A 15,794-nucleotide genomic window follows, 5' to 3' on the forward strand; every position below is an offset into this window, starting at 1 on the left:
CTCTTAAACATGTATGGAAATTTAAAATATTAGTAGGGTGCAGAAAAGGAGAAATTTATTAGTCTAGAGAATTTAATCAGCTACAGTAGCCACTGGGAATACGGGTTTAGGGTATTGCGTTAATTAATTAAAACATATTTTAATTGAATACAACAACACGAAATGACTCGCTAAAGAGCTGAACAAATCCTATTGAAAGCGTTTTAATTTTATAAAGTTGAACAAACCACATCGTTAAAAATATTCTTTATAAAATTTGATAAGCTCCCCCAGCAAGTAACGCTATATAAAGTTGACCTTCCGAAACTAGTGCTGTAATTGGAGCGAATCCCAATAAAAGAACATTTAACGACTTGGTGGGATATATACAAAAAATGACTATATATATAAATACTGGAGGTTAAGATGAAAAAGAAAAAAGCATTATCCGGTCTGATGGCTGCGAGTTTACTAACAGTAATTCCCTGGAGTTCTGGGCATGCTGAGAAACCTCAATGGACAAATGTGAATACATATGAGGAACAGGACGGAAGCAAGTTTAATAGCGAAAACTATGACTTTGTGAAATTCTCACAAATTGGTGCCAAATTAAAAGAGATTGAAAAACTTTCAAACCGTGTGAAAGTTGAAGTCCGTGGAACATCAGCTGATGGAAACCCACTCTACGTTGTCACGATTGCTGACCCAACAACGCAAGGGAAGTTCGGAAAAGTGAAGGCACTTAGAAAGCAAATGTTTAAGAATCCAGGCAAAGCTCAAGAATGGGTTGCCAATAATCCTGACTTTAAAGTTCCAATCATGATTAATGGTTCTATTCATGGGACTGAATTTGTCGGAAGCGATGCAATCCTTCAATTAATTGAACGTTTTGCTACCCAAAATGATGCAACAACCAAAGACGTTTTAGAGAATAATATTCTTATTTTCAATGTCGTACAGAACCCTGATGGACGTATTGATGCCACCCGCTTTAATGGCGAAGGAATTGACATAAATCGTGACTTTATCACCCAATCGCAGCCAGAAACAAAAGAGATGGTTGGGCTCATTAAAGAATGGAACCCGATGGTGTTCCTTGATACTCATGGTTATGTGAAGAATTATCAGCCAAATCTGCAGGGGTTAATTGAGCCTTGTACGCCACCGCATAATCCTAATTACGAGTATGACTTATACGGAAAATGGGCCTATAAACAGGCAGAAGCGATGGAAGCGGAAATAATGAAGGATCATGAGAACTATTCAGGATCCTTGTATCAAAACATGAAAGGTACATATATTCCGCTGCGCGATGACTCCGCTGGCTGGGATGATTACCCACCAATTTTCACACCAATGTATGCGATGTATCATGGTGCTTACGGTCATACATTAGAAGCTCCAACAAATGATTGGGATGGCGTACGATGGATGTATAATTCGATTATGGGGGCACTGAAATTTGCAACAGCTAACAAGCAATCCATGATTACTGATCAAATTGAAGTTTTTAAAAGAGGAATTAACTTTGACCATCCTTTTCATAAGGAAGGGTTATTTCCAAAAGCCTACATACTTCCACTAGACCCTAAGGATCCGACTGTTACGAATAAGGCTGTAAATCATTTGATCAATAATGATATTGAAGTTGTTCAAGCTGTGAATGCATTTGAAGCGGATGGAGTGTCTTATCCAAAAGGAACTTATCTCGTTGAGATGGATCAGGCAAAAGCCGGATTAGCAAACACGATGCTCTGGGATGGGGAAGACATCACGAACGATACCCCAGCAATGTACGACATTTCCGCATGGAGTTTACCGGAGCTTTGGGGATTTGAGGCAGTAGCCACACAAAATCCTATTAAAGTCAATGCAACGAAAGTAAACCAGATTACAGGTCAAGGAAAGGTTTCAGGAAAAGGACCGTTTCTGATTCCGAACAGCTCTGTCCAGTCGGTAAATTTAGTAAATGCATTGCTTAAGCAAGGAATTCCTATTGTACGTGATGCACAAGGTAACTTCTTTGCAAAAACAGTAGCTAATCAGGTATCAGCAGCGGTGAAAGAATCTGGGTTACAGGTTGGAACTGCTGATGTACCAGCAGAAGCAGTGGCTATTACGTCTTTAAAAGTGGCTATATTAAAGGATGGAGGTATGGGTAAACAGAAATCACACGCAGGAACAAAGCTCGCTTTAAAAAGACTAGGTTTTGATGTGACAGAAGTTACGCCAGTGGAAGTGGCTAAAAATAGCCTTAATGGTTTTGATGTTTTTATCTATAGTGGAACGGAAAGTCTCATTTCTACCAACCTATCCGAAGCTAATAAAGAATTTGGATTACAGAACCCCGGTCAACTTAATACGTTTAAAGACAATGTGACAAGCTTCTTAAATAAAGGTGGCAAGTATATAGCTGTAGGTGCTGGTGCTTCTAGAGCAACTAAGACACTCGGTCTTACAGACGACATCATTAATGTAGGAGATTCCAACAGTAATGGTATCGTAAAAGTTGATTATGAGGGCACGGGTTTAACAGCAGGATATGGAGAGGATGATATCGGCTTTGTCTATCGTCCAACATGGTTTACGGGTACGAATAATGATGAAGTCGTCGCGACCCTTGCAGATTCAGATAATTTCTTCGTAGCTGGTCACTGGAAAAATAACATAACTGCCAAGGGCCAAGCTATAATCGTAAAGGAACAGAATAAAGATGTAACTCTTATTGGTTTAGAAGCAGGATTCCGCGACCACCCGGATTACTTGTTCCGTCTTCTATCTAATGCAATTTTCGAAAAATAGTAGAAATAGGCAAAGCCGGATTCAGCAATGAATCCGGCTTTGCCTATTTGAAAAATGCTGAACGCTTGCTCTGAACTCATTACTTTTAAATCATCTGTTGCAATAACCGCTGAAGGACGATTCTTATCAATAAGTAGTTTTTTAGCCGATTAAAAATGGTGACTACTCTTATAATTCACAAGCTGGATATGGATTAACTAACCAGAAATCATTACAGATGAAGGTAAATGATTGGATTAGCGAACAAAATAATTAACTTGCAAATGGGACTGTCGGTCTCCTTTTTTGTTTGAAACAACGTATCGGCCCTAGGAGGTTTGTACGGGTGATTACACCTAGATAATTTTAAAAGAGTGGGAGATGGTAAACAATTTATCTTTGCGTAAAATATCTATCAAACGGACATAGGAATAGACGTTTGGTATAATATTCATATTAAAATAAGGGAGCGTGTCTTATGAAAACAGTGATGTTTCAAAGTATTCAAGAATTCCTAATAGGAAAAATAGATCCTTCCTTTATGATCGTGTTTGGTTCTTATTCAAAGAATACTACACATAGAGACAGTGACATTGATGTAGCGTTCTACAGTCAAGATTCATCACATTTTCATACTAGATATTTTTATTGGCCCAGGAACTGGCCGATATCCTTAAAATAGATGTGGACCTGGTTAACCTGAGGGATGCATCAACCGTTTTTCAGGCACAGATTTAAACAACCGGTACTGTGATTTTTTCAAAAGATGACTCCATTCTTAAAAATCAACAAATGACTGCTCTAAGCATGTACGCTAAATTGAATGAGGAGCGTGAAAATATCTTTTAAAAAATAGGAGAAAGTGGGAACATCTAAAGGCGTTTCTGGTTTACCAGTCGGTGAATATAGACATTTTACAGCAAATTGTTGAAAACTATCTTGGAGATTTTACCGACTATACAAAACAAATCTTTAAATTCTGATAAGGGGTTTTCGCGATTTTCCAAGATTGGGTGGTGGTCCGTATGTCAAACAGATAACAAGCTGTACTTGACGCAATAAAACCAGGCAACTTATCCACCGTTAATATTTCAGAAGGAAAATCCCGCGGATAAATAATGGCATCAACCAAAGAGACCCTTTCATCCAATTAAATGCGAGGATGCTGGTTGATTTTAAAATTCAACATAGGAGCGTTGTATGTTCTATCATTTAACTTTTAAGTTAGTCTTTAATGAACTAACGGGTGCGTTAGTTCATTAAGGATTACTAAAAATAATCAAACTATTTTATAATAACTGTATACTTAATCACAAGAAAAGAATCCATTTCGATCAATCTTTTTTCAAAATGGATTCTTTTTATTTTCGCTAATATGGGGGTTCAGGAGGGGATTTTCTACCTGATAATTATCCTCATGATTTATTGCATCTTTCAAAGCTTCATGTCTTTACCCATTCCTAGTTTCTTCAGAAAAGAGAGTATGAGCTACAATACCATACTCTCATATTTTCTTCATCAGTATAATATTTTTTTTGTGATACACACTTAAAACCAGACCAAACAAGAAGGCGTTAATCATCGCTGATAAAGCACCATAACTCATAAATGGCAGGGATAGACTTATTAGTGGTAATAAGCCGAGAGACATTCCGATGCTGACAGTTACCTGTGCAGTGAATATGGCAAAACTGCCGGAAACAAGCATTTTCCCAAATGGGTCTTTCACAGTTTGGAATATACGGGAAATTCGCCAGATCATCCATAAAAACAGCAGACCAATGAGTAAGGCCCCGGCCCAGCCAAGCGTATAGGTAATTGTTACAAAGATAAAATCCGTCATCATTTCATTAGAAAAATCAATCGCTCCGAGGGAACCAAAATGGCCAATCCATCCGGCATCCTCAATTAGCTTTTCTAGTTTCAAAGGCATATACCCCGAGGTCTCACTGAATTTTTCAGGCGTAACAAACGAATAAAGTCTTTCTAATTGATAGGCCCTTATATCCTTCAAGGATATAAGCAGAAGTGAAACACATGTAGTAAGCAGGACTGCTGCAGTGATAAGGATTTTCCTTTTATTTAGGCTGCTCCTCCAGACCATTACAGCAACCATCAATGAATAAATCGCTACCGCCTGCTCGTTGGCTGTAAACATAAACAAAAAGGCAGAACAAACGTATAAAATGGCAGCCAAATAAACATTCATCTTTTTTGATTGCAGCATCCCGGCCCAGGCAAGCAGAAAAATTGGCAGAACCACAATCGAATCGACCGACAATAAACCCATAATATTAATTCGAGGATTGCCGTTCACTAATACATTGGAAAATTGGAACTGATAAAGAATCAGACATCCCATCGTAAAGAAAACCCAGCCCCATCTCTGAAATTTCCGATAATCGAAAAAAAGAATGACACAGGCCAAAATTACACTTCCTGTGACAGAATATACCTGCTTCAGCACTGATAATGAATTACCATCCTTAAATAAGAACCAAAACAAAAACAGGCCCGTAGCTGACATGAACAGAAACATGCTCATTAGCTTCCAATCAATCTTCGGCCTGTGCAGCTTGTCCATCTTCTGCCCAATGTCAGAGGGGCTTCCCATATTCCGGACAGCCAGTTCCTCTGCTTCATCCTCTTTATATCCTTTTTTGACCAGTTCAGTTTTAGCTTGATGCAGATGGGCTTTTAATTCAGCTTCTATATATTTTTTTGCTTCTTTTGATCGGATATACGACGAAACCTCATCTAAAAAATGATTGCTTCTCAATCGGTTCTTCCTCCTTCAAACGCTGTCCGCCAACTAGCAGAGGCGGAACCACTTTTAGATTCCTTTTTCTTTAGCCACTTTTTCGCACGTTCATCCAAGGAATAGAGCTTCCTTTCTTCAGTTTCCCAAAAAGACTGGAGCCAGCCTTCCTTCTCAAGCTCATGCAACGTAGCATACAAGGAGCCTTCGTTATTTTCAAATTTCCGGATGCCTTTCTGGTAAAGAGATTCATTAATTTGATAACCACTTTTTTCCTTATCCAAAGATCTGAAAATACCAATCAAGATGTCTTCCTTACTTACATCCTGCTTTTCGATGGCAGTATGGATGGAGTTTCTATGGTTTTCTGTGAATTTCAAATCAAGAAATGTATGCTTTTTCATTGCCGATTTCAAGCGTGTTAATTTATCTTCCATCGGTGGATTCCTCCCAATAGGTTTTTAACCTTCTTTTCGCCTGGCGCATCCGGGTCTTCACCGTTCCAAGTTTGACCCCGGTAATTTCAGAAATCTCCTTGAGCTTCATTTCCTGAAAATAATGGAGATAAATGAGCTCGCGATACTGGATTGGCAGCTCCATGACTGCACCAGCAAGTTGCATGTCTTCATCCTGCTGAATGACCTCTTCTTCCACATTATCGGTAGAAGTCCATTCCTGCTCCTCTTCCGCAGTCGAAACATTTCGGAAGTACCAGCTTTTCCTATAATCCTTACAATGGTTAATAGCAATTCTCCAAAGCCACGTCCTTATATTTGATTGTTGGTTATACGTGGGTAGCGCCTTATAGCATTTGATGAAAATCTCCTGTGTCAGGTCCTCTGCCACAACCGCATCTTTTACATAGGAATAGACCAATTGTAGAATATCCTGGCCATAAAGGGACATGATTTCATCAAGTAAGGATTTGTCATCTTTCATTTGAGACCATTTCAACACAAACTCCTCCAAAACAGTTCACACTTCCTTCCCTAGTAATAGACGATTGTACTTATAAGAAGGTTTTCTGTTTTTTAAAATTATCCATTTTTAACTATGAAGTACAGCTAAAAATATAGAAAACATTTTAAGAATCAGTACAGCAATAGTAGAATATCCTTGCCTGATAACGTCCAATCAGAAAAGTTAAACGTTTATAAACATGATAAACCGAAATCATTACTGATTTTGGTTTTTTCTTATAGAACTAAAGGGGCAGTTTAGTTGTATAAGAAATTTCTATAAGTCCTAATTTATCTATTTTTCCTGTTTTATTTTGGCAAGTCATTCACTTCATATGCAACCCGTATTCCAGATTCAATCGCCCCTTGCATCCAACCGTGGGTAAGCGAAGTATGTTCACCGGCAAAGTGCACTCTTCCTTCAGGTATAGGGATATAAGGATACAACTCGGTTTCCTGACTCGGTTCAAAAGCAGTGAAAGCTCCAGAAGAATATTCATTATCGACCCAACTAAAGGAAGTTCCTGACACAAACTCAGAATAGACTTGGTCTCCGTAAATTTCAGCTAAGTTCTTTAAAGCATATTGAATGCGTTTTTCGTTGGATAGACCGTTCCATGATAAAGCCTCATCTGCCCATGTATAGCTTGCCAAAACCACAGCAGGTCCTTTTGTACCAATCCCCTGACTGGGGTAATAAGTGAATCGAATCGGAAGGTCAGTTATGGATTTACCACCATATTGATGGTGCCTTTCCCAAAACCTGCTTTTAAACTCGATTCCGATCTTTGTTGCGCTCATATAGTTTAGTTCACGAATCGCTCGCCGTTTATAATAGGAAAAAGAATGGTATGGTTCAACTTTCACAAATCGTAACACTGAAAAGGGGATGGTTATGATGGCAAGATCACCAGTTATGGTGGAATCCTCTAAGGTGTGCTGATGGGTGGAATGGATGGTTACTCTGTTGTTATGTTGGAGAATTTTCATCATCCTTTGATTGAACATAATAACTTCTTTTAATTGCGGGAGAAATGCCCTTGGCAGCAGATCCATACCGCCGGTTATCTCATAGAAACGATTTGCTCCGAAGGACGCCTCTTCTCGCAAAACTTCAATAAATGACATCCCCATATATGCTTCTAAGTCAAGGAGTACACCAATCATATCAACCGCGCCATCTGAAAAAGTCGTTCCATATTGATAATGGTAATAGTTTAAGAAAGTACCTAGTGAGTAGTTTTTAAATTCTTTTTCTACGAGATACCAATTTCTCGTTGGGTCTTGTTTAATAAAATCGAGAATTGGCTGTGTAGCTAATTTCACCAGCTCCTGTGCGCTTTTACCTCTTTCATTTGGGGCAACGGGAAAGTTTAGAATACCAGGAGAACGTTCAAAAATGTTAAGACGTGTTTTGATTCCATTGAGATAAAGAATATCCATTGGAGTTCGGTTAATAAAAGGGTTTACGGTTAGCCCCCATTTTTTTATATACTCTAAGGTCAAAAAATGAACATCAGGAATACGCATTGGGCCTGGGTTAAAATAAAGCCCATTGCTAAAGGGGGAGCGTATGGTATAGGCACGTCCGCCTACCCTGTTGTTTGCTTCAAGGATTGTGACGTTGTGCCCTGCCTCCTTCAATAGAGAAGCAGCAACCAGTCCTGCTAGTCCTGCGCCAACAATAGTAATATGTTTGGGAACTTGTGACTTTTTAAGACCATTTCTAATAATGCTGATCATTTGTTGAGTCGTTAATTGATTATTTGTGTTATTAGGCATCTCTTTACCCCTAGTGAAATAGATTTATTACATTGTATTCCCTTGTATAGATGCCTATGTGTTCTTTTATGGATAAAAAAAGTATGTAGTTTAACAGATAAAGAGATAAAGTCTGCTTTTGTGAAAAACTCCTAACAAGGAACAAAGAGACAGGTAACAGCTTATTCGGGCTATCTTTGTACAGTATTTTGATAATTTCCCTAAAGATTTACAAAGATATTTATCGAAGATTGGATTTGATCTTTTAGAGGAGAAAAAAGCAAGAGAATTATGTAGGTTAAGTGATGAACTTTTAACCCGTTCTTGTTGAACTAACGGGTGCGTTAGTTGAACAAGAATTACACATTAAAGACCAAAAACACTTGGGTACTCAAGTGTTTTTTATGCTAATTATATTGTTATTTAATCTGCTATTTAACTTGCCAATTCGTATGTTATTTACTTTGTTATTTGGCTTTTTCTCCACGTTATCTGAACTACTTACTAAAAAGCTAGGGTTCTGCCCAACAATTCCACGTTCCTATGAAGTTATGAATAAATTATGCATTAATGATTAAAAAGTAATAACAGATGGAAGTTATTTGGCATAAAATCCCTATCCCCCATCTTAAAATTATTTCAAAGTTGAATACAAAATATCAAAATTGAAATTTAATTGTAAAATTTACCTCTGTCAAAGTAAAATTAACTGAATATTTATATTATTTTTTATATTGGCGCAGCAATTGCATATAAAAATATATCTACCATTTTAAGGAGGCTCAAATATGCAAGAAAATCTGAATAAAAAAATTGGAGGTTCTGCGTCAGAACATTATGATAGTGATGCTGCACAACTGGCATCACTTGGATATGAATCTGAATTTCGCCGCGACATGAGTCCGTGGGCAAACTTTTCGCTAGGGTTCACTTATCTTTCACCTGTAGTAGGTGTGTACTCACTATTTGCATACGCACTTGCGCAAGGTGGCCCACCTATGATTTGGAGTTTTTTCATCGTTGGACTCGGACAATTACTAGTCGCACTTGTCTTCAGTGAGATTGTTGCGCAATACCCTGTTGCAGGAGGAGTTTATCCTTGGGCACGAAGACTATGGGGGCGCAAGTGGGCGTGGATGACTGGCTGGGTTTACTTAATGGCCTTGCTTGTGACGATTGCCAGTGTCGCGTACGGAGCTGGACCTTATCTAGCACAAGTTTTGGGTTTTGAAGTATCGGTGGACTCCGCGATTCTTTGTGCAGTAGTCCTTCTTGCACTATCGACTATCATCAATTTTCTTGGCACAAAGGTTCTCGCAGCTGCAGCAGTTATTGGTTTTGCTGCTGAACTTATCGGTGCGCTTGTAGTTGGATTTTGGTTGCTTATCACACAAAGGGTGCACGGTCTTGATGTGCTCTTTGATTCTTTTGGTGCTCAAGGTAGTCATAGCTACATGTATGCATTTGCAGCAGCTGGATTAATTGGAATTTTTCAATATTATGGGTTCGAAGCTTGTGGTGATGTTGCTGAAGAAGTACCGAATCCAGGTGTTCTTATCCCAAAGGCAATGCGTCGGACCATTTACATTGGCGGTGCTGCAGCAACTTTTGTTTGCCTTGCTTTAGTACTATCAGTTGCTGATATCCCAGCAGTTATCGCTGGTAAGGACGTAACGCCTGTTGATACCTTACTAAACGATGCATTTGGTGCTGTTGGCGCGAAGATTGTACTGGGTATTGTGTTGATTTCTTTCCTTTCATGTGTAATGAGTTTACAAGCGGCAGCAAGCAGACTTGCCTATTCGTATGGCCGTGATGACATGATTGTAGGAAGCCGGTTGTTAAAGAAATTTTCGGCTGCTCGTCACATTCCACCTTATGCGCTGCTTCTTGCCGCAATTGTCCCAGCCCTCATTGTGCTTGGATCAAAAGTGTCTACAGATGCGCTCACAAAGGTAATCAGTTTTGCGGCATTTGGCATTTATCTTGGATTCCAAATGGTTGTCTTTGCTGCACTTCGAGCTAGACTAAAAGGATGGAAGCCAAGTGGTAAGTATCAATTGGGCAAGTGGGGACTGCCCGTCAATATTGGTGCGCTTGTCTACGGAATCATCGCAATGATCAACATGTGTTGGCCAAGAACGCCAGATGCACCTTGGTATGATAACTATATCGTGCTCGTTTCAGGAGTCATAGTTGTAGGTATTGGTTTACTGTATATGATGATTCATCGTAGCTACGGACATAGCAATGTGCCGTATAATGTTGCGATACCGAAAAAATATATCTCTCATAAAAACAAGCGCAATGACATGTCAATGTAGGTTTGTTGCTAACTCATATTAGCCACTCTAAAGGGTTTTCCTTCTTCACTTTTTTTATTCGTAAAAATCTCTTAAACTTTGATTACCAGAAATTATATTTTCACTCGTTTTTTTTTTCACACATCCCGTAAACTAGACTGGACACTCACATATTAAAACAGAAGGGTTCGAGATCTTTTAAAGATTCTCGAACCCTTCTGCTTATGTTCAATTATTCTATCAGCGCAGACTTACATTTTACTAATTTTTTATTCATCCCCATCCGTCCTTCCATTGGCGAAAGTTAATGGACGTAATCGGTTTTTCTTTTCCAGCATTTCACTATACATATAATCGATTCCTTTGATCATTGCGTAGAAGGTTACAACAGGGATTATCAATGCAGTCGTAAAAGGTATCATTCCTTATCCCTCCATTTATCCAATTCTTCATCATTCACGTTAATGGCATAACTTCTGCCTTCCTTCTTCAAATACCCTTCATTTACTAATTCCACCATCATGGCATGAACCTTATTATTCCCTAAACCTATCAATCTTGCTAACTCATTTACTCGGAGCTCACCAGTGTTTGCGATCCAGCGTTTCAGCTGGTCAATTGGTTCTTCTTCTTTGACCTCTTGAATTTCACCCTCCACAACAACCCCGTCAAACAGATGAATAAGCTTATCAAAGATATCCTCCTCCTCTTCCTTATTCAGTGTTAATACTGGGGCTTGGAATCGTTTAAACTCATTCTTACTGCCCTCAATCTTAGCGATACGGTCACAAAGTAACGGGTGCGTTAATTGAATAAGGAAAAGCAAAGACCACAAAAATTGTGGTCTTTTTTTTGCTCAAAAATCAACAATTTACTTTAACAGAGCCAAAATTTAAAATTGAAAATTTTACAATTACATTCTTTGAGTTGTTGTGGTAAATGAGGTCATTTTGAGGTCAGCATAAATAAAAAGGGATAGATTTCTATCCCTTTTGTTTCTACTTGTTTTAATGTTCAACATCTTATTAAATACTATATAAAACCCCTATAAAATAACATTTATATGGAATTACATATAACCGAAGCAGCCTTTTTAAATTGTTCTAACTGGCAGGTTAGTGAAAGAAGGAATTCGCTTTCAAAACTAGAATTTAAATTAATAACTAATGGGATAGGAAGGAGATTCTTATGATAATAAAGGGTTTTGGAGGAATCTTTTGGAGGACTAAAAATCTAGAGGATATAAAAAAATGGTACAGTAAAGTCCTAAAAATTGAAATTGAAAATTGGAATGGTACCATTATTACACCACAATCAGGCAATGAAACTATCTTTTCCTTCTTTTCTGAAAATGACCGCTATTTTCCAACAGAACAACAAGTGATGTTAAACTTTCAAGTTGAAAATTTGGATGACAGTATAAACATATAGAAAAAATGGGTGTTCCCCTTGTTATGGAAAAGACGATTAATGAATTTGGAAAGTTTATTTGGATTGAAGATCCAGAGGGAAGACGTATAGAGCTTTGGGAGAAGTAATAGGATAATAATAAATTTTGTTGTTGAACTACCATGAAAATAAGTTTCTTTAATAATGAAAAATGACAATACTTAAGAAGACCCTGCTCAATCGTTTAAAAAAAGAGGAGAGCGTTAATTAATTAGTCTATGGATTAGGGTTGACTGGATTAAGGTCAGTATCAGTATGGACACTTCCCAACCATTTTCATTCTTTGTGGTGGATCGCCGATTTTTGCGATTCATGGATGGCTAACGGGTGCTTTACTTCATTACCAGGAGCTGATCAGCAGCTCCTTTTCTTATGGAACTAAAGGGGCAGTTTAGTTGCATAAGGAACGTGATAGCTATAAAAAAGCAAACTCGCCAAAACTGCGGCGAGTTTGCTTTTTTATTTGAAAATAACGAAGTCAAATAAGTGACTTTTTTTATTCTACTCTTTATGTCTCCTTTTTTAAATTTTTCTAACGAAATAAATCTAAAAGATCGTTAATCATCATATGCAGAAGAATTACAACTTCTTGACTTAGAGTAAACTCTAAGTATTATTCTTTCTTTATAACACAAATTAAAAAAGAAAGAAGAAATAGACATATCAGATTTAATGGAGGCGGTTATATTGACATATTCTATTGGAGAATTTTCTAAAATAGTTGGGCTAAGCGAACATACATTGAGGTTTTATGAAAAAGAAGGGTTAATAAAAGTAAATAGAGACGATAACAATGTCAGAATTTACTCGGATGAAAATAAATTATGGATTGAATCCTTGCTCCACCTAAAAAATACAGGGATGTCACTAAAAGACATGAAACGATTTGCCATGTGGGGGCATATGGGGGATAAAACAATGGAAGAAAGATTAGCTCTGCTTAAAAAGCATCGCAAAAAAGTAGTGGAAGAATTGGAGAAGATTCGTCAAAGTTTAGAGCATCTGGATAATAAAATAAATTTTTATGAAAATGAAGTAGGAGACTGTTTCTCTTAGAAATTAAGCAGCTAGTTGTTTTTTCCATTTGCATCTTTTGGATAACCCTCGTACAGACAGCTTTCTACATCGTGTTTTATCGAAAATAATAAAAAAACACTTGCGTTAGAGTGCTCTCTAGGGATTAACCTAATCTTGCACCATTTAATACATGAAGGGTTAATCAACCTTTATAAAATACGACAAACTAACAATGTTAGATCAATACTATTCAGAAAGAGGTTAAAAAATGAACGAAAAATATAGCAACTTATTTAAATCTTTTACATTTAAAAACGGGATTACCCTTAATAATAGAGTAGTTATGGCACCAATGACAACTTGGTCCAGTAATGATGATTACACGGTTTCAGATGAGGAATTAACCTATTACAAAAAAAGAGTTAACGGAGTAGGACTTGTGATTACAGGTTGTACACATGTGACTCCAAACGGGATCGGTTTTACAAATGAATTTGCAGCTTATGACGATACATTTACGCCGGGCTTACGTAAATTAGCTGAAGCCGCGAAAAGTGGCGGAGCTCCTGCTATCCTTCAAATTTTCCATGCAGGTAACAAAGCCCTACCAGATCTTGTTCCAAATGGTGAGGTTGTTAGTTCCAGCGCTTTAGAGACTGAAGCTACTGGATTTGCTCCTTCAGTTTTGCCTAGAGAACTTTCACACGACGAAATTTTAGATATCATCCATGCATTTGGAGAAACAACAAGAAGAGCAATTGAAGCAGGTTTTGACGGCGTTGAACTTCATGGTGCTCATGGTTTTTTAATGCAAAACTTCTTCTCACCTTTCTTCAACAGACGAGAAGATCAATGGGGAGGATCATTAGAAAATCGCATGCGTTTCCCACTGGCAATCGTTCAGGAAGTGAAAAATGTCATTGAAAAGCATGCAACAAAACCGTTTATGTTAGGATACAGAATATCTCCTGACGAACATGAAGAAGGCGGTTTGAGAATGAAGGATACCTATGCATTGATTGAAGGCCTAATTGAAGAGGATGTCGATTATGTGCATGCTTCATTGGCTGATGCTCTTTCTTCAAAGCCAGTCGACAGTCAAGATGAAAAGACATATCTTGAGTTAGTTGTTGACCATGTAAACGGACGAGTTCCTGTACTGGCTGCTGGTTCTATGGTAACTCCGGATGATGTCGCCAAAGCATTAGATAAGGGACTTACCCTAGCTGCAATTGGCCACGCGTTAATCATGAATCCAGAATGGGTTGAAAAGGTTCAGAGTGGAAAAGAAGCTGAAATTAAGACAGCAATTAAGACTTCAAAAGTAAGCGAGCTTGAGCTTCCAGGAAAACTTTGGAATGCAATTCAAGCTTCAGGTCCATGGTTTAAGATCGAAGACTAACATCGTAATAGAAAAGTTTACTGTTTTTTATCACGTTTTTATTAAGAGAGGATGTCATATATATGTCGAATATTCAAGATAAGGTTGTAATTATTACGGGTGCCTCTAGTGGGATTGGAGAAGCTACTGCAAAAGAACTTGCATCTAAAGATGCGAAGTTGGTACTGGCGGCTCGGCGCGAAGATCGATTAAAGAAATTACAAGAAGAGATTCAAAATAATGGCGGGCAAGCTATTTATAAAGTGACGGATGTTGCCTCACATGAACAAATGGAAGAGTTAGCTGATTTTGCTCTTAAAGAGTTTGGAAAAATTGATGTAATGGTCAATAATGCAGGAGTAATGCCGTTATCACCTGTTTATGAGAAAAAAATCAATGAATGGGATACGATGATTGATGTAAACATCAAGGGTGTACTTTATGGTATTGCTGCTGTTCTTCCGTCCATGAGAGAAAGAAAAAAAGGGCATATTATTAACGTTTCCTCAATAGCTGGTCACTTAGTATTCCCTGCTAGTGCAGTTTATAGTGGTACAAAGTTTGCTGTACGTGCCATTACAGAAGGTCTCCGTATAGAAGAGGCTAGCAACAATATTCGTACAACTATAATCTCCCCAGGAACTATTACTACAGAATTACTAGAAACCATTACAGATTTAGAATTAAAATCTGCAATTGTTGAAGATAGCAAAATTGGAATTGAGCCTGCTAGCATTGCTCGTGCGATTGCATTTGCAATTGAACAACCATCAGATGTAGCGATTAATGAAATGATTGTTCGTCCAACCATTCAAGAACTCTAAAAGAAACTTTTGTAATGAGGCAGCCCCACTTTTTTTGGGGCTGCTTGTTTATTACCTTATACTTTGCAAATAATGAAAGGTTGAGAAAATGCTATATTCAGATACATTTGCAATAGGACTTATTCCCATTGTACGTGATTAGATAACATGCTTCCTCTGAACAATATACTTTTATTTGAACGTTTAATGTTTAAATGGAAATTAATTCATTAATAAAATTAAAAAAGAGATTAAATTTTAAGTTTGTGAAGCATTGTACTTAAACTAACGGGTGCGTTAGCTGAGGATCGGAGCTGTCTTTAAGGCAGCTTTTTTGTATGAAAATACATTAGTAAAAAAGCCATGCTAAAATAAACCCTCCATATTCTCATTTTTTTTGATGGGGGTAATATTGCGTTATTTTAACTGGTTATGCAGTTTGTTGTTCAGATGGAGCAATTGTATAGCCTTTCTTATTTAGGTATTCGATCATTTTTAATTCTTTGTTATTTTGTTTTTCTTCAAGGTAATTTGAGCCTAGTTCATGATAAGGTTCTCCTGTTTTTAAGATGTTGTAAGCAATCGTTACTAGTAAATGGGCAG

General features: G+C 37.7%; 12 protein-coding genes and 1 pseudogene. 7 read left to right on the forward strand and 6 right to left on the reverse strand.

Annotation, left to right across the window (positions count from 1 at the left end; genetic code table 11):
• Positions 1 to 405 precede the first annotated feature (405 nt).
• Both LQ203_RS25585 and LQ203_RS25590 read left to right on the forward strand, forming a co-directional pair.
• The gene (locus LQ203_RS25585) at positions 406 to 2,781 is read left to right on the forward strand and encodes a M14 family zinc carboxypeptidase (RefSeq protein ID WP_230162538.1); all 2,376 of its coding nucleotides are present in this window, start codon (positions 406 to 408) and stop codon (positions 2,779 to 2,781) included.
• 520 nt (positions 2,782 to 3,301) lie between these two features.
• Positions 3,302 to 3,442, forward strand: a complete 141-nt coding sequence (locus LQ203_RS25590) for a nucleotidyltransferase domain-containing protein (protein WP_230162547.1) — start codon at positions 3,302 to 3,304, stop codon at positions 3,440 to 3,442.
• An 822-nt stretch (positions 3,443 to 4,264) separates the two neighbouring features.
• Here LQ203_RS25590 and LQ203_RS25595 read toward each other — a convergent pair.
• The 4 genes from LQ203_RS25595 to LQ203_RS25610 all read right to left on the reverse strand — a co-directional run bounded on the left by LQ203_RS25595 (position 4,265) and on the right by LQ203_RS25610 (position 8,259).
• The gene (locus LQ203_RS25595) at positions 4,265 to 5,539 is read right to left on the reverse strand and encodes an FtsW/RodA/SpoVE family cell cycle protein (protein ID WP_230162540.1); all 1,275 of its coding nucleotides are present in this window, start codon (positions 5,537 to 5,539) and stop codon (positions 4,265 to 4,267) included.
• Entirely contained in the window at positions 5,536 to 5,955 is a 420-nt protein-coding gene (locus LQ203_RS25600) for a PadR family transcriptional regulator (protein ID WP_230162541.1), read from the reverse strand. The genes LQ203_RS25595 and LQ203_RS25600 overlap by 4 nt, the downstream gene beginning before the upstream one ends.
• A complete protein-coding gene (locus LQ203_RS25605; RefSeq protein WP_290370654.1) occupies positions 5,945 to 6,487 on the reverse strand; it encodes a sigma-70 family RNA polymerase sigma factor in 543 nt (180 codons plus the stop codon). The genes LQ203_RS25600 and LQ203_RS25605 overlap by 11 nt, the downstream gene beginning before the upstream one ends.
• A gap of 299 nt (positions 6,488 to 6,786) precedes the next feature.
• Entirely contained in the window at positions 6,787 to 8,259 is a 1,473-nt protein-coding gene (locus tag LQ203_RS25610; RefSeq protein WP_052137234.1) for a flavin monoamine oxidase family protein, read from the reverse strand.
• A gap of 767 nt (positions 8,260 to 9,026) precedes the next feature.
• Here LQ203_RS25610 and LQ203_RS25615 point away from each other — a divergent pair.
• Positions 9,027 to 10,562: an amino acid permease gene (locus LQ203_RS25615; protein ID WP_057277229.1), complete on the forward strand. Its 1,536-nt coding sequence runs from the start codon at positions 9,027 to 9,029 to the stop codon at positions 10,560 to 10,562.
• Positions 10,563 to 10,810: 248 nt separating this feature from the next.
• Here the strand turns inward: LQ203_RS25615 and LQ203_RS25620 are convergent, their stop codons facing one another.
• Complete coding sequence (locus tag LQ203_RS25620) at positions 10,811 to 10,963, reverse strand: hypothetical protein (RefSeq protein ID WP_156500244.1); 153 nt, start codon at positions 10,961 to 10,963, stop codon at positions 10,811 to 10,813.
• The gene (locus LQ203_RS25625; protein ID WP_056519634.1) at positions 10,960 to 11,376 is read right to left on the reverse strand and encodes a helix-turn-helix domain-containing protein; all 417 of its coding nucleotides are present in this window, start codon (positions 11,374 to 11,376) and stop codon (positions 10,960 to 10,962) included. Before LQ203_RS25625 ends, LQ203_RS25620 begins: the two co-directional genes overlap by 4 nt.
• Before the next feature lie 356 nt (positions 11,377 to 11,732).
• Here LQ203_RS25625 and LQ203_RS25630 point away from each other — a divergent pair.
• The 4 genes and pseudogenes from LQ203_RS25630 to LQ203_RS25645 all read left to right on the forward strand — a co-directional run bounded on the left by LQ203_RS25630 (position 11,733) and on the right by LQ203_RS25645 (position 15,212).
• A pseudogene (locus tag LQ203_RS25630) lies at positions 11,733 to 12,079 on the forward strand (VOC family protein).
• A 598-nt stretch (positions 12,080 to 12,677) separates the two neighbouring features.
• Positions 12,678 to 13,046, forward strand: a complete 369-nt coding sequence (locus LQ203_RS25635; RefSeq protein WP_098371712.1) for a MerR family transcriptional regulator — start codon at positions 12,678 to 12,680, stop codon at positions 13,044 to 13,046.
• Positions 13,047 to 13,275: 229 nt separating this feature from the next.
• Positions 13,276 to 14,409, forward strand: a complete 1,134-nt coding sequence (locus LQ203_RS25640; RefSeq protein WP_230162543.1) for an NADH-dependent flavin oxidoreductase — start codon at positions 13,276 to 13,278, stop codon at positions 14,407 to 14,409.
• Positions 14,410 to 14,471: 62 nt separating this feature from the next.
• The gene (locus tag LQ203_RS25645; RefSeq protein ID WP_230162545.1) at positions 14,472 to 15,212 is read left to right on the forward strand and encodes an SDR family oxidoreductase; all 741 of its coding nucleotides are present in this window, start codon (positions 14,472 to 14,474) and stop codon (positions 15,210 to 15,212) included.
• Positions 15,213 to 15,794 lie beyond the last annotated feature (582 nt).

It is taken from the genome of Peribacillus sp. Bi96 (assembly GCF_918698115.1).
Taxonomy (GTDB): Bacteria; Bacillota; Bacilli; order Bacillales; family DSM-1321; genus Peribacillus.